The 23263-nt window shown below is 62.0% G+C and carries 18 protein-coding genes; 12 read left to right on the forward strand and 6 right to left on the reverse strand.

The genetic code is table 11. The features are described 5' to 3' along the window. On the reverse strand, positions 1-563 hold a 563-nt coding region (locus G3N62_RS22675; protein ID WP_206141302.1), incomplete at its 3' end, for an MFS transporter. Positions 564-625: 62 nt separating this feature from the next. Between G3N62_RS22675 and tetR the strand changes: the two genes are divergently transcribed. Continuing rightward, on the forward strand, positions 626-1258 hold the full coding sequence (tetR, locus tag G3N62_RS22680) for a tetracycline resistance transcriptional repressor TetR (protein WP_124669279.1): 633 nt from the start codon (positions 626-628) through the stop codon (positions 1256-1258). A 5-nt stretch (positions 1259-1263) separates the two neighbouring features. Here the strand turns inward: tetR and miaA are convergent, their stop codons facing one another. Together miaA and mutL are read right to left on the reverse strand one after the other, a co-directional pair. Beyond that, positions 1264-2241: a tRNA (adenosine(37)-N6)-dimethylallyltransferase MiaA gene (gene miaA, locus G3N62_RS22685; RefSeq protein WP_124669278.1), complete on the reverse strand. Its 978-nt coding sequence runs from the start codon at positions 2239-2241 to the stop codon at positions 1264-1266. Continuing rightward, on the reverse strand, positions 2238-4238 hold the full coding sequence (mutL, locus tag G3N62_RS22690; protein WP_049034366.1) for a DNA mismatch repair endonuclease MutL: 2001 nt from the start codon (positions 4236-4238) through the stop codon (positions 2238-2240). Before mutL ends, miaA begins: the two co-directional genes overlap by 4 nt. Positions 4239-4421: 183 nt before the next feature. Here mutL and G3N62_RS22695 point away from each other — a divergent pair, with 183 nt between their 5' ends. Then, complete coding sequence (locus G3N62_RS22695; protein WP_034187182.1) at positions 4422-5105, forward strand: DedA family protein; 684 nt, start codon at positions 4422-4424, stop codon at positions 5103-5105. Between the two features lie 75 nt (positions 5106-5180). Here G3N62_RS22695 and G3N62_RS22700 read toward each other — a convergent pair whose 3' ends face one another. The 3 genes from G3N62_RS22700 to G3N62_RS22710 all read right to left on the reverse strand — a co-directional run bounded on the left by G3N62_RS22700 (position 5181) and on the right by G3N62_RS22710 (position 9409). Next, complete coding sequence (locus G3N62_RS22700) at positions 5181-5993, reverse strand: mechanosensitive ion channel family protein (protein ID WP_034187183.1); 813 nt, start codon at positions 5991-5993, stop codon at positions 5181-5183. 233 nt (positions 5994-6226) lie between these two features. After that, positions 6227-8230: a capsular biosynthesis protein gene (locus tag G3N62_RS22705; RefSeq protein ID WP_069706557.1), complete on the reverse strand. Its 2004-nt coding sequence runs from the start codon at positions 8228-8230 to the stop codon at positions 6227-6229. Between the two features lie 27 nt (positions 8231-8257). After that, positions 8258-9409, reverse strand: a complete 1152-nt coding sequence (locus tag G3N62_RS22710; RefSeq protein ID WP_034187184.1) for a glycosyltransferase family 1 protein — start codon at positions 9407-9409, stop codon at positions 8258-8260. A 439-nt stretch (positions 9410-9848) separates the two neighbouring features. Here G3N62_RS22710 and G3N62_RS22715 point away from each other — a divergent pair, with 439 nt between their 5' ends. The 10 genes from G3N62_RS22715 to G3N62_RS22755 all read left to right on the forward strand — a co-directional run bounded on the left by G3N62_RS22715 (position 9849) and on the right by G3N62_RS22755 (position 23123). Then, the gene (locus G3N62_RS22715; RefSeq protein ID WP_034187185.1) at positions 9849-11033 is read left to right on the forward strand and encodes a polysaccharide biosynthesis/export family protein; all 1185 of its coding nucleotides are present in this window, start codon (positions 9849-9851) and stop codon (positions 11031-11033) included. Positions 11034-11035: 2 nt separating this feature from the next. Beyond that, positions 11036-12142: a capsule polysaccharide export protein gene (locus G3N62_RS22720; protein ID WP_034187186.1), complete on the forward strand. Its 1107-nt coding sequence runs from the start codon at positions 11036-11038 to the stop codon at positions 12140-12142. Then, a complete protein-coding gene (locus G3N62_RS22725) occupies positions 12132-12926 on the forward strand; it encodes an ABC transporter permease (protein ID WP_034187187.1) in 795 nt (264 codons plus the stop codon). Before G3N62_RS22720 ends, G3N62_RS22725 begins: the two co-directional genes overlap by 11 nt. Before the next feature lie 12 nt (positions 12927-12938). Then, the gene (locus G3N62_RS22730) at positions 12939-13592 is read left to right on the forward strand and encodes an ABC transporter ATP-binding protein (RefSeq protein WP_034187188.1); all 654 of its coding nucleotides are present in this window, start codon (positions 12939-12941) and stop codon (positions 13590-13592) included. A 40-nt stretch (positions 13593-13632) separates the two neighbouring features. Further along, positions 13633-15531, forward strand: a complete 1899-nt coding sequence (locus tag G3N62_RS22735; protein WP_124607854.1) for a methyltransferase domain-containing protein — start codon at positions 13633-13635, stop codon at positions 15529-15531. Further along, entirely contained in the window at positions 15528-18437 is a 2910-nt protein-coding gene (locus G3N62_RS22740) for a rhamnan synthesis F family protein (RefSeq protein ID WP_034187189.1), read from the forward strand. Before G3N62_RS22735 ends, G3N62_RS22740 begins: the two co-directional genes overlap by 4 nt. 101 nt (positions 18438-18538) lie before the next feature. Then, positions 18539-19597 carry a dTDP-glucose 4,6-dehydratase gene (gene rfbB / locus G3N62_RS22745; RefSeq protein ID WP_034187190.1) on the forward strand — a complete coding sequence of 353 codons (1059 nt, stop codon included), beginning with the start codon at positions 18539-18541 and terminating at the stop codon, positions 19595-19597. Positions 19598-19834: 237 nt separating this feature from the next. After that, positions 19835-20719: a glucose-1-phosphate thymidylyltransferase RfbA gene (gene rfbA, locus G3N62_RS22750; RefSeq protein WP_034187192.1), complete on the forward strand. Its 885-nt coding sequence runs from the start codon at positions 19835-19837 to the stop codon at positions 20717-20719. Beyond that, positions 20716-20838, forward strand: a complete 123-nt coding sequence (locus G3N62_RS36290; protein WP_260449310.1) for a hypothetical protein — start codon at positions 20716-20718, stop codon at positions 20836-20838. The genes rfbA and G3N62_RS36290 overlap by 4 nt, the downstream gene beginning before the upstream one ends. A 20-nt stretch (positions 20839-20858) precedes the next feature. Then, entirely contained in the window at positions 20859-23123 is a 2265-nt protein-coding gene (locus G3N62_RS22755) for a glycosyltransferase family 2 protein (RefSeq protein ID WP_206141303.1), read from the forward strand. Positions 23124-23263 lie beyond the last annotated feature (140 nt).

Below are 23263 nucleotides of genomic sequence, written 5' to 3' on the forward strand. Positions count from 1 at the left end.
TGGGCCGAACGCGGCCGCGATTCCGGCAGCGCGCGCCAGACCAGCGCGAGGTTGAGCGCATTGAGCAGCGCGGCCGCGACGAACGGCGCGCGCACGTGCAGCGCGCCGAGCAGGCCGCCGATCAACGGGCCCGCGATGAAGCCGATGCCCATCATCGCGCCGAGCTGGCCGAAGCGTCGTGCGCGGTCGGGTTCGGCCGTCACGTCGGTCACGTAGGCGGTCGCGACCGCGACGTTCGCGCCGGTGATGCCCGCGATCAGCCGCCCGACGTAAAGCCAGGCGAGCGTCGGCGCGAGCGCCATCAGCAGATAGTCGAGCGTGGCACCCGCGAGCGACGCGAGCAGCACCGGGCGGCGGCCAAAACGGTCGCTCAGCGCGCCGAGCAGCGGCGCGCACAGGAACTGCGCGAACGCGTACAGCGCGAGCAGGATCCCGTAGTGGGTATCGATGCCGCCCGCGCCGGCGAGCGCGCGCAGCAGCCCGGGCAGGATCGGCATCACGATTCCGACGCCGATCGCGTCGAGCAGGACCGTGGCCAGGATGGCAATCAGGGATGGATTCAAGAAGGTCACTCTATCGATGATAGAGTGGTGATTATTCCATGGTTTCCCTATCGGTGATAGAGATGAAGGACATAGGGGCGCGACTGACGCGCGACACGGTATTGCGCGCGGCGCTCGACTTGCTGGACGAAGTGGGGATCGATGGCCTGTCGACGCGGCGGCTCGCCGAGCGGCTCGGCGTGCAGTCGCCCACGCTGTACTGGCATTTCAGGAACAAGGCCGAACTGCTCGACGCGATGGCGGAGGCGATCATGCTCGAGCGCCACGACGCGTCGCTGCCGCGGCCGGGCGACGCGTGGGATGCGTGGCTTCTCGACAACGCGCGCAGTTTTCGCCACGCGCTGCTGGCCTATCGCGACGGCGCGCGCCTGCATGCCGGGACGCGGCCGCGGGCGCTGCATTTCAGCTCGATCGAACGCAAGGTCGCGCTGCTCGGCGAAGCGGGTTTCGCGCCAGAGGAGGCGGTCGACGTGATGTATGCGCTGGGCCGCTTCGTGGTCGGATGGGTGCTGGAGGAGCAGGCGGAACCGGACGGCGACGCCGAGGCGTCGCTGCCGGATGCGGCCGAGTATCCGCTGCTCGCGAAAGGCTGGGCCGCGCTGCGCGAACGCAGCGGCGACGAGGCGTTCGAGCGCGGCATCGCGTGGATCGTCGACGGCGCCCGTGCGCGGCTCGCGGCGCGCCGGGACGGCTGACGCGTTCAGCTCCCCGGCGTGCTGCCGTCGAGGACGCGTTCGAGCGCGTCGAGCGCGCGGACCGTCGAATCCGGCGCGATGCAGTCGACGACGATCCGCTCCGGCATCGCGCGCAGCCACGTGATCTGGCGCTTGCAGAGCTGGCGCGTCGCGAAAATGCCCTTGTCGCGCATCGTCCGGTAGTCGGTATCGCCGTCGAGGAATTCCCACGCCTGCCGGTAGCCGACGCAGCGCATCGACGGCAGGTCGGGATGGAGATCGTCGCGGCGGCGCAACCGTTCGACTTCGTCGATGAAGCCCGCCTCGAGCATCGCGTCGAAGCGCTGCGCGATCCGTGCGTGCAGCACCGCGCGATCCGACGGTTCGAGCGCGACCGGCACGAAGCGGTACGCGGCCGCCGCATCGTCCGTGCGGCGCGGCGCGGCGAGCAGCGCCGACATCGGCTGCCCGCTCAGCATGAAGATTTCGAGCGCACGCTGGATCCGCTGCGAATCGTTCGGCGCGAGCCGCGCGGCCGTGTCGGGATCGACCTGCGCAAGCCGCGCATGCAGCGCGGGCCAGCCGTCGCGCGCGGCGTCGGCGTCGAGCCGGGCGCGCACGTCCGGATCGGCGCCGGGCAGGTCGTTGAGCCCCTGCGTCAGCGCCTTGTAGTACAGCATCGTGCCGCCCGCGAGCAGCGGCGTGCGGCCGCGCGCGACGATCTCGCCGATCAGGCGCAGCGTGTCCGCGCGGAATTCCGCGGCCGAATACGCGTCGGCCGGGTCGATGATGTCGATCAGGTGGTGCGGCACGCTCGCGCGCTCTTCGCGCGACGGTTTCGCGGTGCCGATGTCCATGTCGCGGTAGACGAGCGCCGAATCGACGCTGACGATCTCGATCGGGCGACGCGCGGCGAGCGCCAGCGCCGCGGCCGTCTTGCCCGAGGCGGTAGGGCCGAGCAGGCAGGCGATCGTCGTTGGAGCGGGGTGCAGCGAAGCGCTCATTGGCCGCGCATGAAGAGACGGTCGAGATCGTTCAGCGTGAGCTGATACCAGGTCGGCCGGCCGTGATTGCACTGGTCCGCGCGCTCGGTCGCCTCCATCTGGCGCAGCAGCGCGTTCATCTCGTCGAGCGTCAGCCGCCGGTTCGCGCGCACCGCGTGATGGCATGCGAGCGTGCCGAGCAGCTCGTGCTGCCGCTCGGTGAGCACGCGCGAGCCGCCGAACGCGTGCAGGTCGGCGAGCACCGCGCGGGCGAGCGACTGCAGGTCGGCGTCCTTCAGCAGCGCCGGCACCGCGCGGATCGCGAGCGTCGTCGGCGACAGCACCGCGAGATCGAAGCCGAGCGATTCGAGCGTGTCGCGTTCTTCCTCGACCGTGCCGATCTCGACCGGCGTGGCCGTCATCGAGATCGGCAGCAGCAGCGACTGCACGGCGACCGTGCGGTCGGCGAGCGCGTTCTTGAACTGTTCGTACAGGATCCGCTCGTGCGCCGCGTGCATGTCGACGATCACGAGGCCGTGCGCGTTCTGCGCGAGCACGTAGATGCCGTGGATCTGGCCGAGCGCGAAGCCGAGCGGCTGCTCGTCGTGCGGGGTGGCGGCGATCGGCGAGGCGGTGAAGCCGGGCAAGGGCGCGACGGGTGCGCCGGCCGAATCGCGTGCGAGGGGCGTCGTGCCGTCCGGCGTGCCGGCGCCGGTGTCCTTGCGGCCGAACAGCGCGTCGTAGAGCGCCAGCGGCTGCGCGACGGGCAGCGTGCCCTGCGTCATGCGCGCCTGGCGCATCCAGGTGTTGCCTGACGACGAGGACGACGGCGACGAGAAGCCACCGCCGCCGCTGCCGGCGCCGCCGCCCGTCGCGTGGCCCAGGTTCTGCCCGAGCGGCGTGTCCAGGAACGACGACGGCCCGCGCGGCGCGGGCTCGAGATGCGCGGCATGGCCGCCCGCCGTGGTTTCCGGCGACGCGCCCGCATGGCGCGCGAGCGCCCGCTGGACCGCATGGAACACGTACTGGTGGATCGAGCGCGAATCGCGGAAGCGCACCTCGATCTTCGACGGATGCACGTTTACGTCGACGGCTTCGGGCGGCAGGTCGAGGAACAGCACGTACGACGGGTAGCGGTCGCCGTGCAGCACGTCCTCGTAGGCCGCGCGCACCGCATGCGTCAGCAGCTTGTCGCGCACGAAACGGCCGTTGACGAAGAAATACTGCTGGTCGGCGCGCCCGCGGCTGGCGGTCGGCAGCCCGGCGCAACCGTAGACGGCGAGCGGGCCGGCCTGCTCGTCGAGCGGCAGGTGCGCGGTCGCGAAACCGTCGCCGAGGATCTTCGCGACGCGCTGCGCGGGCTCGGTCGCATTCCAGTGCTCGACGGCCTTGCCGTTGTGCAGCACCGAGATCGCGACGTCCGGCCGCGCGAGCGCCGCGCGGCGGATCATTTCCAGGCAGTGGCCGAATTCGGTCTGCTCGCTCTTGAGGAACTTGCGCCGCGCCGGCGTGTTGAAGTACAGCTCGCGCACCTCGATCGTCGTGCCGGTCGAGCCGGCGGCGGGCGACAGCACGCCCGTCTGCGCGTCGATCTTCATCGCATGCGCGGCATCGGCCGTCCGGCTCGTGATCGACATCTCGGCCACCGATGCGATCGACGCGAGCGCTTCGCCGCGGAAACCCAGCGTGGCGACCGCCTCGAGCTCCTCGAGCGAGCGGATCTTGCTGGTCGCGTGGCGCATCAGCGCGAGCGCCAGCTCGTCGGGCGGGATCCCGCAGCCGTCGTCGGTGATCGAGATGCGCTTCACGCCGCCTTCTTCCAGCACGATGCGCAGCGACGTCGCGCCGGCGTCCATCGCGTTCTCGAGCAGCTCCTTGACGACCGACGCCGGGCGTTCGACGACCTCGCCGGCGGCGATCTGGCTGATCAGCTGGTCGGGCAGGGGCTGGATCGCGCGCAGCGGGCGCGGAGCGGGGGCGGGCGCGGCGCCCGCGGCCGTTTCGGTGATATCGGACATGGCCGAATTATAGCGAGGCTGCGCCCGCGTGCCGGGGCGGCGATCCGTTACGTTTTTTCACGGAGCCTTAAGGTAGTTTCGGTATCATGGCTCCACTGCGCGCGCCGCCCTGGCTGGCGGGCGCCTCTGCCATGTCTGGTCTCTTCCGGCCGCTCCGGCCCTCTCGCCTTCGAGGAATCGCATTTGGATACGCTGCTTCATTTCGTCAATCTTGTCCTGCATATCGACGCTTTCCTCGGCGATTTCATCCGGCAGTACGGCGCGTGGGTCTATCTCGTGCTGTTCCTGATCGTGTTCTGCGAGACGGGGCTCGTCGTGTTCCCGTTCCTGCCCGGCGATTCGCTGCTGTTCATCGGCGGTGCGTTCGCGGCGACGGGCGAAATGAACGTCGGCCTGTTGATCGTGCTGCTGCTCGTCGCGGCGATTTCCGGCAACACCGTAAACTACCTGATCGGCCGCTGGGTCGGCCCGAAGGTGTTCAATACGCACATCCCGGTGCTCGAGCGCTTCCTCGACCGCGCCGCGCTGCAGAAGACCCACTCGTTCTACGACAAGCACGGCGGCAAGACGATCGTGCTCGCGCGTTTCATCCCGGTCGTGCGCACGTTCGCGCCGTTCGTTGCGGGCGCGTCGTCGATGAGCGCCGCGCGCTTTCAGCTCTTCAACGTGATCGGTGCGCTGGTGTGGGTGCTGCTGCTCGTGCTGCTCGGTTATTTCTTCGGCAACATCCCGTTCATCCGCCAGTACCTGAACGTGATCGTGCTGGTCGGGATCGGCGCGGCGATCGTGCCGGTCGCGCTCGGCGCCGTGTGGAAGCTGGTGCGCGGGAAACAGTCGGACAATGCGCAGAAGACGGGCGGGCGCTGAGCGCGCGTTTGCCGTTTCTTTGGCGCAATAAAAAAGCGTGGCGAGTGCCACGCTTTTTTTCGTCCGCCGATGCCGTTACGCGTTGCGATGCGCGACCGGGGTTTCGGGCGTCGGGTATTGCGCGTCGCGGAACGTCTCGAGGATCACGCGGTTGGTGTCGCAGTACACCTGCCAGTAGTGCTCGGGTGCCGTGGACGGGCGTACGAACAGCAACGGGCCTTCCGGCGTGAACTGCAGCACGCCGACGTCCGGCGCCGGGTTGGTCAGCACGTTCGGGATCTGCTGGATCGACGATTTCAGGCGGTTGATCGCGTCGACGGCGTCGACGCTGTTCGCGATCTTCGCGGTCAGGTCGACGCGGCGGTGCGACGTCGCGCTGTAGTTCGCGATGTTGTCCGAGAAGATCTTGTTGTTGCCGACGATCGTGACGATGTTGTCGGGCGTGATGATCGTCGTGCCGAACAGGCCGAGTTCCTTCACGGTGCCCGTGACGCCGCCCGCGCTGATCACGTCGCCGATCTTGAACGGACGCAGCACCTGCATGAACACGCCGGCGGCGAAATGCGCGAGCAGGCCGCCCCAGGCCGTGCCGATCGCGAGGCCGAGGCCGGCGAGCAGCGCGGCGAACGAGGTGGTCTGCACGCCGAAGATCTGCAGGATCGCGAGGATCAGCAGGATCGTCAGCAACACGCCGACGACGGAGGTCAGGTAGTCGGTGAGCGTCGGGTCGACCTTGCCGCTGCGGCGGACGACCTTGCCGAGCAGGCGGGTACCGATGCGGATCGCCCAGCGGCCGACGAACCACAAGACGATCGCGGCGAGGAGGTTGAGGCCGAAGTCGAGGCCGCGGGTCATCAGGAATTGCTGGGCGGTGGCGAGATCGATCATGCGTTCTCCGAAGTCAGGGGTGAAAAGGGCGGCGCATGCACCGGAATGGGTGGCGCTTTTATAACCTGAGCGGGGAGCGGCGGGCAACCTGTCTGACGTTGCTTGACGAAATGAAAGACGGGCAGGACGCGTGTGCGTGCTGCCCGTGGTGGGTGTCGGCCTCGTGCCAAAGGCGTCTGAAATGGCTCGAACAGGTTGTACCTGATGATTCGGCGACCGAGTATCGAGTGCCGTCAACGCATCGTTCGATCGCGAAAATATTGCCGCCCTTGCCAACCGGCATAACGTATCGCATTGCGCGTCCAGCGTATCGCCTTGACGAGCGGGCGAGCGCGATTGCCACGTATTTTCTCGAGCGGTCGAGCCGCATTCGGCGCGAGTTGCCGGACGATTGCCTCGGGCGTCGTGAACAGCGAGCGCTGCCAGTCCCAATAGATCGCGTAACGCAGCAACACGCCCGCTGTCAGCATGTCGAGCGACAGTCGGCGTTCGCGCCACGGCTGGTCCAGCGCATCATGCGTCAGTCCCCAGCCTGCGTAAAAGGGCAAGCCGTAGGTATGGACTTCTTTCCCGCGCATCAACGCGTCGAAGCCGGCGAGTGAGGACAGCGTATGCAGTTCATCCGCCACGTCGATCAGCGAAATGAGATCAGCGTGCGCATCGACGACGTCTGCGAGGTGCGCTGCGTCGACGAGCCCGGCGCGATTGCCGGACAGCACGTCCGGATGCGGCTTGTAAATGACGAATGCGTCAGGTCGGCGAGCACGCACTTCCTGCAACAAGGCTTCCGACGTGGCTATCGTGCCCGTTCCCAACCGGATCGACGCATCGTCCGCAACCTGGCCCGCGACGAGGACGATGCGCTTGTCATGCGGAATGCGCCATGTCGGCGCTTGGCGGCCGAGATTGTATTTCGTGAGCCCGAACTGCACGATCGCCTGCCGTAGCGCTGCCGCGCGCCGCAATTCCGGTTCGCTGAACGTCGCCTGGTTGAGAATGACGGTCAGGTCGCTCGGGCGACTCGCGTCGAAATACAGGCCGCGGCGGTCGATCACCTGGCTGCACGGCGGAGACATGTCGGAACCGAGTCCCGTCGAATGGATGAAACCGTCTTCAATCCGGATGTGTGCTGCCCCGTCCGGCAGGCCTTCGGCGGGACGTCCGCCCCATATCGCTGCATGTTCGTCGCTGTGCGTGTCGCGTGGATCCGCTACCCAACGTAATGTCCCGCCCCCTGCCGACAGGTACGGCGTCGCATACGGCCGCTTCCACCACTGGAAGCGCACGCCGGCAACCCGTCCGAGGTCGCTGTAGCGGGCGGCGACGGTATGCTGCAGCTCGATGCAGTCGAGGGCGTTTTCGAGCGTGCCCCGGGTGCCGCGTGCCGGGTCGAGGTAATGCGCGAGTTGCAGGAACACGGCATCGAACAACGCAAACACGGACGGGCGCGCACGCCGCTCCGCCATCGTGGTGCGATCCTGGGTCAGTCCCCAGCCGGCGTAATAGGGTGTACCGAACACATGGACCGGGATGCTGGACAGAAGCGCCGCCATCCCTTCGGACGCGCCGACGACATAGACGGCGTCCACCCGTCGAAGGATGTCCCTCAACGAATGTGCGGCGTCGAGGACTCCGGTATTCCCGGGCAGTTGTGTTTTGTTCGACAACCAATCGCCGGCGCCTGCGTCGGCGGAGCGAAGGATCCACACGTCGGCGCCGGGGTGCGCAATACGTGCTGCATCTGCCATCGCAGCAAAGTTTCCGCGGCGGTGCCCTGCCGGTGTGCAGATATCGGCATGCGACGTTTCTCGTTCGTCGATCAGCACGATGCGCCTGTCGCGACCGGATGCGTGCCATGCGTCCGGCAATTCGGCCACCCGGTGCCGAACGTGCAACGCATCGCTATCGAGGACTCGGTGGATCAGATCGCGACATCGTGCGTTCGCGTCGGCGACGGGCGAAGCCAGGAGCACGCGGTCGAGTGCGGCGACAAGCCCGCCGCGCGCGACCAGATCCGGCGGAATGCGGAACCAGGAAAGAGGCGGCGCATGTCGAACGAAGACGGGGCCGGGACAGACCGGGCAGACGGTACGTCCGAGCGATGCCGACGTGCGGGCAAGCGTGATGCCGAGCCACGAATCGATCCACACGAACGGCGACTTTCCGGTTGGCCACTTGCTTCTGCGCTTGCCGGGCACAATGTCGGTTGCGGCGGGTGGCTTGATTTCGGGCGTCATCTGAGATTCGGTCGGTGCCGGAATCATTTAGCGGATCGACTCGAGAAAGCCGTCGATTCGTTCAAAGTGCTCGGCCCACGTCGGCGCTCGAAAGCATTCGAGCCGCGCGATCTGGTTCGCTCGCTCGGCGCTGTCCGGCCGGGCGTACGCGCGAATCCGGGAGAGCCATCCCGGCCCGTCGAGCGGGTCGAGATAGTCGGGAATGTCCGACGCGATCTCGTGAAAGACCGGCAGGTCGCTGGCGAGCACCGGCACGCCCAGCATCAACGCCTCGACGAGCGGCATGCCGTAGCCTTCGGCGAACGACGGGAACACGAGCGCTCGCGCATGCTGCAACCACGCATGCAGCCGATCGTCGCTGCAATCCGATTCCTCGATGACCGCACCGCGAATTGTGGCGCACCGCTCCAGCATGTCGACGACGTTCTCGCATTCCCAGCCGCGCCGGCCGATGACGACGAGCTTGGGGGCGGCGTCGCCCATCTGCTCGACCAGGCGTCGCCATACGTGCAGGATGAACCAGTGGTTCTTGCGCGGCTCGATCGTGCTGAGCATCACGAAATAAGGCGCCTCGATCGGCGGCGGGCTCGGCGGATGAGGCTCTACCGCGGGGGCGAGCGGCGCGACGACGACCGGTGGAAGCGGCAGCGACGCTTGTCGCGCTTCGTTCGCCAGTTCGTCGTAAGTCGCCTGTGAATTGCTGATCAGGCCACTCGCATGCCGTAGCGCAGTATGGATGCGGGTGCGATGCGACGCGTCCACACCCGGGCGGCAGTACTCCGGGTGCGTCAACGGAATGAGGTCGTGAACCATGAAGACCGAGCGCGCGTTACGTTGCGCCATCGCCCGATAGTACCGGGTGAACTCCATCCCGTTGTGACTGGTATGCAACAAAATTGCGCGATCGAATCGTGGCGGATAAAGCTGGTTCAGCAACGCGGAAGCAACAATTCTGCGCAGCGCCCATCGATCGTGACTCGACGACAGCAGCAGCGAGAAGGCCTTCTGCGAGTCTTTTTCCGTTAAAACCGTGGAAAAGCCACGTTCGCTCAGGACTGCACGTGCGCGGTCGCCATACCGGCGGATGTAGGCCAGTCCGACTCGGTCTACCCCGGTGGGGATCAGGCCATCATAAAAGCGAGTGGCAAGACGAGTGACGTCTAGAAGTATTTTGGTCACGCGGGTGCAATGTGGTTGTGCTTGCGGAAATGAAAAATGTTTCTGTTTGCCGAAGCTTGACGGCTCATGCAACAATTCCGCCGGGTAATTCTATGGCATCTCGGATGACGGGACAAATCGCGCACGCGTCTATTGACCCGTGCAAACGCCGAGCATGCCAAACCCAATTGAAGCTTGATGTCAGATTTACCGATCCGCTCGCGCCGTCGCGCGCGGCTGCAATGGACTTTTGAGACCGCGCCTGTTTGCACCAAATCGGCCCGCGCCTTGGCGGGCGAAGGATTTGGCTGCTTGTAAGCCAGGGCCGCTGGGCGGCGAAAAACCGAAGGAACCTCAAGGGTATCTGTCGGCGATTCGGATGCTCCACGCCGGTGAATTCCCCGGTACATCTTACATTGTGCGGTAAAATCCGGCGGCCTTTGAATGACTGGATTGTTAAATGCAGAGTTTAAATCGCAGTGTTTGGTTGGCTGCTGCCATCGGCGGTGCCATTGGGCTGGCTGCTTGCGGGGCCATTCCCACATCCGGGCCGAGTCGTTCCGAGATTAATGCTAGTGGTAGCGGCACAAATCAGGTCAGTTCGCAAGGAATCCAGGTCGTCAATGTGACCGATCAGATTGCGCGGCAACTCTACGCCGGCCGCAAGAACACTGATTTCGCTGCAACGTTAGGCGATAACTCGGCGTTTCAGCAACAGCTGGGCGTGGGCGACGTGGTGGAGGTGTCGATCTGGGAAGCGCCGCCTGCCACGCTGTTCGGCGGCGGCACGAGTGACGCCCCGACATCCAGCAGTCTACCGACTGGCGCACGGCTGACCAAGCTGCCGACGCAAGTGATCGACGGGAGTGGCAACATCCATGTGCCGTTCGTCGGTGCCGTCAAGGCGTCGGGCCGTACGCCGAGTCAGTTGCAGGCGCTTGTAGCAGCGCGCCTCAAGAATATCGCGCACGACCCGCAGGTGCTGGTGCAACTGGCGCGTAACGAAACGTCGTACGTCACGGTGGTGGGCGACGTATCGAGCAGCACGCGCATGCAGTTGAGTGCACGCGGCGAGCGCGTTCTCGACGCGGTTGCCGCGGCCGGTGGCGTTAAACAGCCGATCAACAAAATCATGATTCAGGTGACGCGTGGCGAGACGGTTGCGCTCGAGCCCCTGGAGACGGTGATACGTGATCCGCGCCAGAATGTCCCGCTCAGGGCGGGCGATGTCGTTACGGCATTGTTCCAGCCCTACAGCTTCACCGCGTTCGGTGCGACCGGCAAGAACGAGGAAATCAATTTCGAGGCGCAGGGCATCACGCTGGCGCAGGCGTTGGCGCGGGCAGGCGGCTTGCAAGACTCGCGTTCGGATGCGCAGGGCGTGTTCATCTTCCGGCTGGAGGATCAGCAGGCGCTCAATTGGCCCAACCAGCCGGTGCGAACGACGGCAAATGGCAAAGTCCCGGTCATCTATCACATCAACCTCAAAGACCCGGATTCGTTCTTCGTGGCGCAGAGCTTCATGATGGACAACAGGGACGTTCTCTACGTCTCCAATGCGCCGGTGGCAGAACTGCAGAAAGTGCTGAACCTCGTGTTCTCCGTAGCCTATCCGATCGTGTCTGGCGTCCAGACGTTTAAGTGATTATGAAATTTTTGAAGCGAATTAACCGTTTGTTTTTGATAACGGTCGTCATTCCTACTGCTGCTTCGATTGTTTATTTTGGTCTTGTTGCCAGCGATCAATATACGTCGGTTAGCAGTTTTCTGATTCGCAGTCCGCAACAGTCCAGTGCGTCAGGGTTGGGCGGATTGCTGAAAGGCGTCGGTGGATTTTCTCAATCAGACGGCGATGCCTATACGGTTCAGAAATACATTCTTTCTCGTGATGCGATGATGGTGCTGGATAAAGAACAGCACATCAAGTCGGCGTTTCAGAGTGGATCGATTGACTTTATTAATCGTTTTTCTATCTTCGGGCTCAACAGCAGCCTGGAAGAGTTTTATCTTTACTACGGCAAGAATATCGTCGATGCCAAGGTCGAGACCGATTCCTCGATCGTGACGTTGAATACCAACGCATACGACCCCCATCTTGCATGGAGCATGAACAAGCGCCTGCTGGAACTGGGTGAGCGGATCGTCAATCAGATGAATACGCGCGCCCGGGCAGACTTGATCAATACGGCCCAGCACGATGTTGACGTGGCAAAGGAACGTGACCGGGTCGCCACGCTGGCATTGGCGCATTATCGGAACAGTGCGGGCGTGATCGACCCCGAGCGCCAGTCCACGATCCCGCTGCAGCAGGTTGGAAAGCTTCAGGACGATTTGATTGCCACACGTGTGCAGATTGCCCAAATGGAACGATTGTCGCCGAACAATCCGGGACTGCCGACCCTGCGCGATCGCGCGAAGCTGCTGCAGCAGGCGATCGATCAGGTGAGCCAGCGCGTGGCGGGTTCGCAAGGGGCTTCGCTGGCCAGCAAGGCCGCCGAATTCCAGCGTCTGACACTGGAGAAGGAGGTGGCCGACAAAATCCTTGCAGGCGCCATCACCTTGCTGGATCAGGCGCGCGTCGAGGCCGAGCGCAAGCAGCTTTACCTTGAGCGTATTGCCGAACCCAGTCTGCCCGACTATGCGATGAGCCCGCGCCGGGGGCGAGCCATTCTCGCCACTTTCCTGCTTGGCCTTGTCTTGTGGGGCGTGTTGACCATCGTCATCGGTGGAGTGAAAGAACACTATGACCGCTGACTATCGTCCGCCGACATTTTGGGAGCAGTCGCGCATTCAGATCCGCGTGATCTGGGCGCTGGTCATGCGCGAGATGATCACGCGTTTCGGTCGCGAAGGGCTCGGCGTGTTGTGGATGATGGCCGAGCCGGCGATGTTTGTTGTCGGCGTGATGATTATTTTCAGTCATACGGAATCGAAGGCCAAGTATTCGGTTGCCGAATATTTGGCGGTCAGCTATCCGACCCTGCTGTTCTGGCGAAATACAGCCAGCCGGGTAATCAAGGCCATCGAATATAATCGCTCGTTGCTGCATCACAAGCCGATCCGCCCGATCGACATACTGTACTCGCGCATCATTCTTGAATTTGCAGGCGCTACCGCTTCGTTTCTCCTGCTGTACACGGTATTGGTGGTGATCGGCATTTGCCAGCTTCCCGCTGATCCGCTCAGCATGATTCTCGGATATTTTTTGGTCGTCTGGTTTTCGTTCAACTTCGTCATGACGATGGCGGCGTTGTCCGAGCTGAGCGAGGCGGTGGAGCGCGTCTCGCACGTCATCCTGTACCTGATGATCCCCTTTTCGGGTGTTTTCATTCCGACATACGTCCTGCCGCCGCGGCTCGCGGAATTGCTGACGTACTTTCCGTTGGTCGACGCGGTGGAGTATTTCCATTACGGATATTACGGGGACCGAATGCCTACGCTGTACTACCTTGGCTATACGGTAACCGTATTGTTGTTTTTTACTCTCTTTGCTCTGTCGATTGCGCACATCGCCATCCGGCGCGTGCAATTGAACTGAGTTGAGGCCGGCATGATTGAACTGCGTAATGTCACCAAACGGTATTCGATCCATCACGGGCGATCGCATCGCGAAGTGCTCAAAGGCGTCAACCTTCGTGTTCAGGCGGGCGAGCGGTGGGGCATCCTCGGCCGCAACGGAGCGGGAAAATCTACTCTGATTCGCATTATCAGCGGGTCGGACAAACCGCATTCCGGCGAGGTCATCAAGACGATGTCGGTATCGTGGCCGCTGGCATTCGGCGGGACGTTCCAGGGTAGCCTGACCGGCAAGGACAATGTGCGGCTGATTGCCCGCATATACGACGTCGATTATCGCAAGACCCTTGATCTGGTCGAGGATTTTGCCGAACTCGGTGCGTATCTTGACGAGCCGGTCAAATCGTACTCTTCCGGGATGGCCTCGAGGTTGGCTTTTGCCATTTCGATGTCGATCGAATTCGATTGCTTCCTGATCGACGAGGGCATGTCGGTCGGCGATCACCGTTTTCATCAGAAATGCAATGTCGAGCTGTTCGAAAAACGGGGTGATCGCGCCATGATCATCGTTGCGCACCAGACGGATCTGATTCGCAATGTCTGCACTCATGCCGCGGTTCTGGAAAACGGCGTGCTCAAGACTTGCGAGACCGTTGAGGACGCGATTCGACTTTATGAGTCGCTTTGAAATAAAGCGAGAGTGAACTCTATGTATAAGGAAGCGGCGTATGCATGACACTGCATATAAGATTGGTGGTCTGGTCATGGATACCTATTTGCCATCGATCCCTTCGAAGATACTCGAGATCGGCGCGCAGAACATCAACGGCACATTGCGAGATCATTCTCCGCGCAATGCCGAGTATGTCGGGCTGGATTTTGTGGCGGGAGACGGGGTCGATGTCGTCATCACCGGCATCAGCGATTGGGGCGTACCGGACGATCACTTTGATCTGGTCATCGCGTCATCGGTCTTCGAACATGACAATGCCTTCTGGCGGACCTTTATCGAGATGTGTCGGAAGGCGAAGCCGGGTGGGCATGTTTATGTCAGTGCGCCTTCCAATGGGTCGGTGCACCGCTATCCGAAGGATTATTGGCGCTTCTACCCGGATTCCGGGCTTGCACTGGAAGAGTTGGCGCGCACCGAAGGCTTTGAGTTGACCCTCGTGGAAAGCTTCGTCGCAGAGCGGGAAGCTGATTCGTGGAACGATTTCTGTGCCGTGTTCCGGCGCGGGCCGTGCGATGCCGAGCTCAATCTGGACTTCGTCCACAACAAGGTGCGTTGTACCAATGCGCTCAACTGGCGGTCGTCGCTGATTGTCGATTCGATGGAAGCGACAGAGGACATGCGTCTTCTGCGTCAGGCACGTGACGACGCGGAGCGGGCTGTCGCGCACCAGCGCTCTTTCGAGGCGCGTCTCGCGGAACTGGCTGATCAGAAGGCGGCGAGCGAAAAGCACTTGCACATCCAGATTGGCGGTCTGACGCAGTTTCTTCAGGAGCGCGACCAGCAACTCGAGACGCAGGGCGGTCAATTGCGGGCACTGACCGAGGAACTTGAGAAGGAGCGTGCCGACGCCATGGCGTCGCAGCGCTCTTTCGAGGCTCGGTTGGCGGAACTTGCGGCCGAGAAGGCATCGAGCGAAGCCGGTTTGCAGACGCGAATCGATGAATTGACGACGCTTGTTCGGACGCGCGACCAGCATCTTGCGGATCAGGACAATCAGTTGCGGGTGCTGACGGAGAGACTCGAGAAGGAGCAGGCCGGCTCTGCTGTATTGCAGCGTGCTTTGGAGGCCCAGCATGCCGAGTTCGACGCTCAGAAAACGGCGAGCGAAGTGCGCTTGCAGGAACGGATCGGCGAATTGGTACAACTGATTCGCGAGCATGACGAGCATCTGGACGAACAGAGCGGGCAGCTGCAGGCGCTGACTTCCGAGCTTGCGACGGAGCGGGCAGAGGCGACTGCGAGACAGGGGGCTTTCGAGGCCGCGCTTGCGGAGCTTGCTGTTCAAAAGGCAGCGAGTGACGAGCGCCTGCAGGAGAGATTCCGTGAGATTGGCGGGCTGACGCGGCTTATCCAGGAGCGTGATCAACACATCCACGAACGTGATCACCATATCGCGGAATTGCGCACGCAGTTGCAGGCAATGACGTCGGACCGCGCGAGGGAGCACGCCGACTCCACGGAGATGCAGCTTGCTCTGGAAGCGCGGCTCGCGGAACTTGCCGCGCAGAAGGCGACAAGCGAAGAGCGCCTGCACGAGCGTTTTCGCGAGATCGGCGGGCTGACGCGGCTCATTGTGGAGCGCGATCAGTACATTCAACAGCGCGATCAGCAAATTTCCGGCTTGAAGATGCAGATCGAATGGTTATGCCGGGTTATTTCGGTGTTGACGAAAGGTTTTTCGACTTCCAGCAAGGCGCGAGCGCTCGCCTGGCTGCCGGCGTATTTCAGCCACAAGAGACAGAAGGTCTCGCTGAAAGAGCAAGGCTTGTTCGATCCGGATGATTATGTCGCTACCTATCCCGACGTTCTGGAAGGCAGGGCAGACCCTCTGCGGCACTACATCAATCACGGCATCAACGAGGGACGCATTATTAAAAAAGGGGTGCGACTGTGATCGACACTATCAATGAGAGAGAAGTAGCCGCTATTCGCGGGTGGAAGCATTTCGATGCCGAGTGGTATTTGCGGGAGTATCCGGATGTCGGCTGGATTGGTCTCGAGCCGGCATATCACTATTTGTGGATAGGCGCCCGGATCGGCCGACGGCCGTCGGCCAACTTTACTTATTTCACGGAAAATTATTCCGGAACCAGAGATCTCCTGAAAAGAATCGATGAAGGCGATTTTTCGGATCGGCCGGATATCGGGCATGTGCGCGCGCAGCCGGCGGAGTTCGTCGGCCCGGGCGGCATCGACGTGGCTGCGGTTCAAGGCATGTCCGTGGCCGTACACGCGCATATGTACTATGCGGATCTGGCCGGAGAGTTCGCGCAGTACCTGAGCCGGATCCCGTGTTCGTTCGATCTCTATGCTTCCACGGCAAACGAGGCGGCCCGCGAGTCCGTCGAGAAGGTATTTGCGACCATCCCGAATGCCGCCCGAGTTGATGTTCGTGTCGTGCCCAATATCGGCCGTGACATCGCTCCGTTCGTTGTCGAGTTCGGCAAGGATCTGGCGAAATATGACGTCATTTCGCACATCCAGACGAAAAAGTCGTTGTACAACAACGGGAAGACGGACGGCTGGCGGGAGTATCTGCTAGGTTCGCTGTTCGAGCAGCCGGAAAGAATCGCACTGTTCTTGCGCGCGCTCAAGAGCGGTCGCTACGGGATGATTTATCCGCAGTGCTTCTACAACTTGCCCTACATGGCCAATACCTGGTTGGCCAATTCGGGCGTGGCGCGAGCGTGGGCGCCGCGTTTCGGAGTGGAGAAGCTCCCAGACGGGTATTTCGATTTTCCGGCCGGATCGATGTTCTGGGCGTGTACGGAAGCCGTGCGGCCTTTGCTGGAAGCGGGGCTGGAGTGGAGCAATTTCCCGCCGGAACAAGGGCAGACCGACGGAACGCTGGCTCACGGCATCGAACGGATGCTGGGTGTTATTCCGACGTCCCGGAATTTCCAGCTCGGTGTCATTCGTGACACGCGGACGCCGAGCTGGTCGCGTTGGCGGCTCAATCAGTACATCGACCGGCCGCTCGCGCATCTGCACTCGATGATCGAAAGCGATGATGTGAAGGTCGTTGCGTTCGACATTTTCGACACCCTGCTGACCCGACCATTTCTCGATGCCGACTACGTCAAGTGTTTGCTGGACGCCGAATATGCGCGGCAAGGGATCGCCGGTTTCCGCGAGCTTCGCGTGCAGGCCGAAGGTCGGGCGCGGGAAGCCAAGGGACGCGATGTCGACATCCACGATATCTACCGGCACCTTGCTGTCGACGACCGCGGGGAGCGGAAATCGCTGACGCCTGACCGGGAAATCGATCTCGAGATCAAGTCGGTCCGGCCGCGGCATGAAATGGTGGCGCTCCTGAAATTCGCCGCTCAAAAGGGCAAGAAGGTCATCTTGGCCAGCGACATGTTCCTGACGCGGGCAGTCATCGAAGAGATGCTGCGGCGTTGCGGCGTTGACGGCTGGGACCATCTTTATCTGTCGTCCGAAGTCGGCGTGCGCAAGGATAGCGGCAAGCTGTACGAGCATATTCTGGCAGAAGAGAAAATTTTGCCGTACCAGATGGTGATGATCGGCGATAACGAGCGATCGGATTTCCAGATCCCTGCGGACATGGGCATCCGGGCAACGCACGTCGTCAAGCCGATCAACATGATGCGTGCGATGCCGCTACTCACCGACCTGATCCCGGATGCGGAAACGGCACCGGCGGCCGATCAGTTCCTGTTCGGCACGCTTGCGTCGGAAAATTACGGACCTGTCAGTTATCCCGATTTCTCGGCCGACGACATGTTCGGCTCGAGCGCACGGTCGATCGGCTACAGCCTGCTCGGTCCGATCGTGGTCGCGTTTTCGGAATGGTTGCGTGGCCAGGTGCGGGACAACAACCTCGATCGTCTGTATTTCCTGGCGCGCGAGGGCAAGTTCCTTAAAGAGGTCTTCGATTGCTGGCAGGGCGGCCTGGAGCAAGCGGTTCGCAGCGAATATCTGCTGATCTCTCGCCGGGCTGTCACCGTGCCCTGCATTCGCACGGTCGAGGACATCTTCGACATCGCGGCTGCCAACAACTTCTATGGCGCGTCCATGGCGATGTTCCTGGACGAACGGTTCGGCACCGTACTGGACGATCGGCAATGGGCCGAATGCGAACGGGCGAAGGTATGGGCGCGGCACGAGCCGCTGACGATCATGGATCACGATATTGATCATATTCGCCCCTTCCTGCACTTCATCACGCCGCATATCCTCAAGCAGGCCGGGCTGGAGCGTGCGAACGCGGTCGCTTATCTGCGCGACAAGGGGCTCGATACCGATAGCCGGGGCGCCGTGGTCGATGTCGGTTATGGCGCGACCATCCAGCGGCATTTGATCAAGCTGCTCGATCAGAAGGTGCACGGCCTGTATCTGATGACCGATACCAAGGGACAGTCGCTGGAGGCCGGTGCCGGCGTTCGGGCGGCAGGATGCTTCGCGGAGGGTGTCGAACGTGCGCCTACCGCGCCGCTCATGTTCCTGAACAGCTTCCTGCTGGAAAAGATGCTCAGTGCAGATGACGAGCAGGTGATTCGTTACGCCTCTACCGATTCCGTCGAGTTTCGTGAATCGGGTGACTACATCGATCAAGGGCGGAAATGCCGGCACGAGTTGCAGCAGGGGGCCATGGATTTCGTCAAGGAAGCGGTTCGTTTCCGCGACGACATGTCTGGGTCGCTGCAAATCAGCAAGGCGCGTTGTGAGGAACTGTTTTCGCGGTTCGTTGCGAGATTGTCCAGCAACGAAAAGCGAATTTTCTCGTCTCTCGCGCTCGACGATTTCTACTGCGGCAGAGGCATCGTGGCCGAGTGAGCATGGTGCGTGATTGCGGCGGGGGCGGGGTCCGATGTCGGCGAATGCCTCGCAATCACGCACGGGACATCAATTTTCTGAAATGAGTAAAGGTAGCGAGTATGTTGCTTATCACGGGGGGCGCAGGGTTCATCGGCGGAAACTTTGTCCTCGATTGGCTTGCCGGTTCGGATGAACCCGTCGTCAATCTCGACAAGTTGACTTATGCGGGGAACCTGGACACCCTGAAATCGCTGGAAGGCGATGCGCGGCATCATTTCGCCCGGGGTGATATCGGTGATTGTCACCTTGTTTCAAGGTTGCTCGCCGAGCATCGGCCGCGTGCGGTGATCAATTTTGCTGCCGAGTCGCATGTCGACCGGTCGATTCACGGCCCGGGAGATTTCATTCAGACAAACGTTGTCGGGACCTTCAATCTGCTCGAAGCAGTGCGTGCCTACTGGTCCGACCTCGCGGCAGACGAACGCCAGGCGTTTCGCTTCCTGCATGTCTCTACCGACGAAGTGTTCGGCACGCTCGGTGCGGATGATCCACCATTCACCGAAACCAACACGTACGAGCCGAACAGCCCGTATTCGGCGAGCAAGGCCGCATCGGATCATCTGGTACGCGCCTGGCACCATACGTACGGGTTGCCGGTGGTGACCACCAATTGTTCGAACAACTACGGTCCCTATCATTTTCCCGAGAAGCTGATTCCGCTGATCATCCTGAATGCGCTGGCCGGCAAGCGGCTTCCGATCTACGGCGATGGCCAGCAGATTCGCGACTGGCTCTACGTCAAGGATCACTGCTCGGCGATCCGCGCGGTTCTGGCGAATGGTGTGCCTGGCGAGACCTACAACGTCGGCGGCTGGAACGAGAAGCCGAACATCGAAGTGGTGCGGACGATCTGCGCGATCCTCGACGAACTGCAGCCGCGCGATGACGGCGAGTCGTATGCGGAGCAGATCAGCTTTGTCCAGGACCGGCCGGGCCATGACCGGCGTTACGCAATCGATGCCCGAAAGCTCGAGCGCGAGCTCGGCTGGAAGCCCGCCGAAACCTTCGACACGGGTATCCGGAAGACGGTCGAGTGGTACCTGACGAATCAGCAGTGGGTGCAAAACGTCACGAGTGGCCAGTATCGTACGTGGATCGACCGCCACTACGCACAATAGTCGCCTCGCCTGACAAGTCGCGGCATTAGGGGAGAGGAACGGGCGCGAGTATGCGCATCGCGGCGTTTGCGGAAGTGCGTAGCGTCGGTCTGGCGTTGTGCACTTGCGATATCGCGGCGGTTGCGGCACATGAGTTTCAGCATCCCGCAAAGCGACCCATGGAGGCCCGTCTCGATTGCCACATGGCACGGTGACGTATTCGAGCAACTGCACGACTGAAACGGAAGAAGAACGAGCATGAAGCGCAAAGGCATTATTCTTGCCGGAGGGTCGGGTACCCGCCTTTATCCGGCGACACAGGCAGTCAGCAAGCAACTGCTGCCGATCTACGACAAACCAATGATCTATTACCCGTTGAGCACGCTGATGCTGGCGGGGATCCAGGATATCCTGATCATTTCGACGCCCCAGGACACGCCGCGATTCGAGCAGTTGCTGGGTGACGGATCGCAGTGGGGGATCCGTCTGCAATACAAGGTGCAGGCCAGTCCGGACGGGCTCGCACAGGCGTTCCTGTTGGGCGAGTCCTTCATCGATGGCGATCCTTCGGCGCTGATTCTGGGCGACAATATCTTCTATGGGCACGATCTCGGCGGACTGTTGAAGAGCGCGGTCAGCAAGAGCGTCGGCGCCCAGGTCTTCGCCTACCATGTACAGGATCCGGAGCGATACGGTGTTGTCGAGTTTGATTCGGCGGGCAAGGCAATCAGTATCGAGGAAAAGCCCGAAGTGCCGAAGTCGCATTATGCGGTGACCGGACTCTATTTCTACGATGAGCAGGTGGTGGAGTTTGCGAAATCGCTGAAGCCGTCCTTGCGTGGAGAACTGGAGATCACGGATCTCAACGCGCTGTATTTGAAGGATGGTTTGCTCAACGTGCAGACGATGGGGCGCGGTTTTGCGTGGCTTGATACCGGTACGCACGATTCGATGCTCGAGGCCTCGCAGTTCATCGCGACGATGGAGCACCGGCAGGGGCTGAAGATTGCGTGTGTCGAAGAGATTGCCTATCGGTTTGGCTACATCGACGACGAGCAGTTGGAGCGTCTCGCGCAACCCCTCAGCAAAAACGGCTATGGCCGCTACCTGCAGGGCATTCTGAAGGAAGGAACGGGCCGGTGAACGCAATTGCGACCATCACTCCGGGTGTGAAGCTTTTCAAGCCGAAGGTATCGGGCGACGCGCTGTTATCCGAAACGGATGCAGCGGCGCCTGCTTTCGAGGATGCCGAATACTTTTGAGCCGCCTCCTGCGCAAGCCCATGTTTGACTTCAATGCCCTGCGCCTGACGTGGGGGATGCCGTTCCTGGTCGATTCAACCAGTGCCGAAATGCACGCGTCGAAGGATCGGCCGGGAACCCGAGTGTATCTGGTCGACGTCCGGTTGCTGCCGGGTTGGTACATGATCGAGCTGCGCACGAGCAGTCATGCGGCGCAGCTGCGAGCGCGGGTAAGGCTGCCCGGCGGGCCGTCGGCTGAAACGCTTGCAATGGCGCTCGGCTCACGGCAAGTGAGCAAGCGGCTTGTGCATCTCCCGGCGCGGGGAAAGATCGAGATCGAGATTGATTTCGACGATCCGTCTGCCGATCGCATCGAGACGTTCCGCCTTGCCCGGGTCACATCGCGGTTTGCGCATTCGCGCATCATGACCAAGCTCGAAGCGCTGCATCCGAGATACAAGCCGTGCGGCGATGACTACGATCTTGCGGACAGCCGTCGCGGGCGCGGCGACATGGCGCAAGCGTGGCGCGATTACTGTTGCCTGTTCGAGGAATCGGAGCTGCTGGTTGGGTACCCGGACTGGATTCGACATTTCGATACGCCAAGCCTCGACACGTACAAGATCATGCAGGATAGTCTCCATCGCTTCGCCACCAGCCCGGTGTTCGCGATCGGCATGGAGGTGTCCGATGTGCCGTCGCCGCACTGGGAAACGGCGATCCGTTCGGTTGCAGCGCAGATCTACCCGAATTGGCAACTTCTGATCGTCGATCGACGCCCCGGCGCCGACCGCACCGATTTGATCCCGCGGGACCTTCGTGACGATGCGCGCATCCGTGTGATTCCGGATCACGCTTTGGCAAACGTACATTCGACGCTTGACCGCACGCTTGCCGAAAGTGGCAACTGGGTCGTGTTCTTCGGACAGGATGACGTACTGCCGCGACATGGTCTCTACGTCGTGGCGGATGCGATCGACCGGCGCCCCGATGTCGATCTGCTCTATTCGGACGAAGACTGCATCGACATCGACGGTGTTCGGCACAGTCCACGGTTCAAGAGCGACTGGGACGAGGATCTGATGCTCTCGTCTGATCTGTTTTCCGGCCTTGGCGTTTACCGAACCGAAGTGTTTACTTTGTCCGGCGGGCGGGATCATCGCCACGGGGCGGCGTCGCGTTACGACATGACACTGCGGTGTCTCCCGCATACCACTCAGGATCGGATCCTGCACATTCCGCGTGTGCTTTACCACAAGCGTGCCGAACCCGGATCGACTCAGGACCCGGTTGCCCGACGTGATGCGCGCGATACACGCAGGCTTGCGGTCGTACGTCACCTGTCGCGGGCCGGTATTCAAGCGACTGTTTCGTCGACGGCATACGGCCATCACGTACGGTACCCCGTGCCCGAACGGGCGCCGCTCGTCACGCTCGTGATTCCTACCCGCAACGGGTTTTCGTTGCTTAGCCGTTGCGTCGATTCGATTATCACCAAGACGCACTATCGAGCATTCGAAATCATCATTGTCGATAACGGATCGGACGACCCGGATACGCTCGACTACATGGCGCGGCTTGCAGTCGATCACGGGGTACGCATCCTCCGGGACGATCGTCCGTTCAATTATTCGGCCCTCAACAATCGTGCGGTCGAAATGGCGAGCGGGGAGTTCGTCGCGCTCGTCAATAACGATGTGGAAGTCATCGATGGCGACTGGCTCGATGAAGTGATGGGGCACGCGTTACGGCCGGAAGTCGGTGTCGTCGGTGTCAAGCTGCTTTATACAAACGGAAGCGTTCAGCATGCGGGCGTCATCGTCGGGCTCAGCGGCTGCGCGGATCACCTGCATCGCGGGTTGGGACGCGACGAGCCGGGATATCAGGCACGTGCGGTCACGACGCATTCCTTGTCCGCGGTCACCGGTGCATGTCTTGTCGTTCGGCGGTCGTTGTATCAGCAACTGGGCGGCTTGAACGAGGTCGACCTCGCCGTTGCATTCAACGATGTCGATTTTTGCCTGCGCGTTCGTCAAGCCGGCTATACGGTGCTCTGGACACCGCACGCCGTGCTGTATCACCACGAATCCGCAACGCGGGGGCAGGACGATACCGCCGAGAAGATCGCCCGTGCCGCTCGGGAGATCGATTACATGCGGCGTCATTGGCATGACCTGATCGCGAACGATCCGGCTTATAGCCCGAATCTCTCGCTCGATCGATTCGATTGCCAGTTGGCGTGGCCGCCGCGTGTTGCATCGCTCCGGCGTCTCGCGCTTCGTACGCCCGGGGTAGCGGCAGATTGAGTGCCGATCCTTGACCGTAGTCTTGTCAAGGCTTGCCCCGTGCGGACTTGATGTGCTTCACCGTACTCGCTCGGACGGTGCATGACGGGGGCGCGAGACTGTATGTACGCTGTCTCCGCTTGCGCGCCGCGCGCGACATC

It is taken from the genome of Burkholderia sp. Tr-20355 (assembly GCF_017104685.1).
Lineage (GTDB): Bacteria > Pseudomonadota > Gammaproteobacteria > Burkholderiales > Burkholderiaceae > Burkholderia > Burkholderia seminalis.

Coding starts and splice junctions, on each gene's coding strand:
- mutL (WP_049034366.1), bottom strand. CDS start 4,238: ATGTCCGATATCACCGAAACGGCCGCGGGCGCCGCGCCCGCCCCCGCT.
- G3N62_RS22735 (WP_124607854.1), top strand. CDS start 13,633: ATGCATGACACTGCATATAAGATTGGTGGTCTGGTCATGGATACCTAT.
- G3N62_RS22755 (WP_206141303.1), top strand. CDS start 20,859: ATGTTTGACTTCAATGCCCTGCGCCTGACGTGGGGGATGCCGTTCCTG.
- G3N62_RS22720 (WP_034187186.1), top strand. CDS start 11,036: ATGAAATTTTTGAAGCGAATTAACCGTTTGTTTTTGATAACGGTCGTC.
- rfbB (WP_034187190.1), top strand. CDS start 18,539: ATGTTGCTTATCACGGGGGGCGCAGGGTTCATCGGCGGAAACTTTGTC.
- rfbA (WP_034187192.1), top strand. CDS start 19,835: ATGAAGCGCAAAGGCATTATTCTTGCCGGAGGGTCGGGTACCCGCCTT.
- G3N62_RS22715 (WP_034187185.1), top strand. CDS start 9,849: ATGCAGAGTTTAAATCGCAGTGTTTGGTTGGCTGCTGCCATCGGCGGT.
- G3N62_RS22705 (WP_069706557.1), bottom strand. CDS start 8,230: ATGACGCCCGAAATCAAGCCACCCGCCGCAACCGACATTGTGCCCGGC.
- G3N62_RS22730 (WP_034187188.1), top strand. CDS start 12,939: ATGATTGAACTGCGTAATGTCACCAAACGGTATTCGATCCATCACGGG.
- miaA (WP_124669278.1), bottom strand. CDS start 2,241: ATGAGCGCTTCGCTGCACCCCGCTCCAACGACGATCGCCTGCCTGCTC.
- G3N62_RS22725 (WP_034187187.1), top strand. CDS start 12,132: ATGACCGCTGACTATCGTCCGCCGACATTTTGGGAGCAGTCGCGCATT.
- tetR (WP_124669279.1), top strand. CDS start 626: ATGAAGGACATAGGGGCGCGACTGACGCGCGACACGGTATTGCGCGCG.
- G3N62_RS22700 (WP_034187183.1), bottom strand. CDS start 5,993: ATGATCGATCTCGCCACCGCCCAGCAATTCCTGATGACCCGCGGCCTC.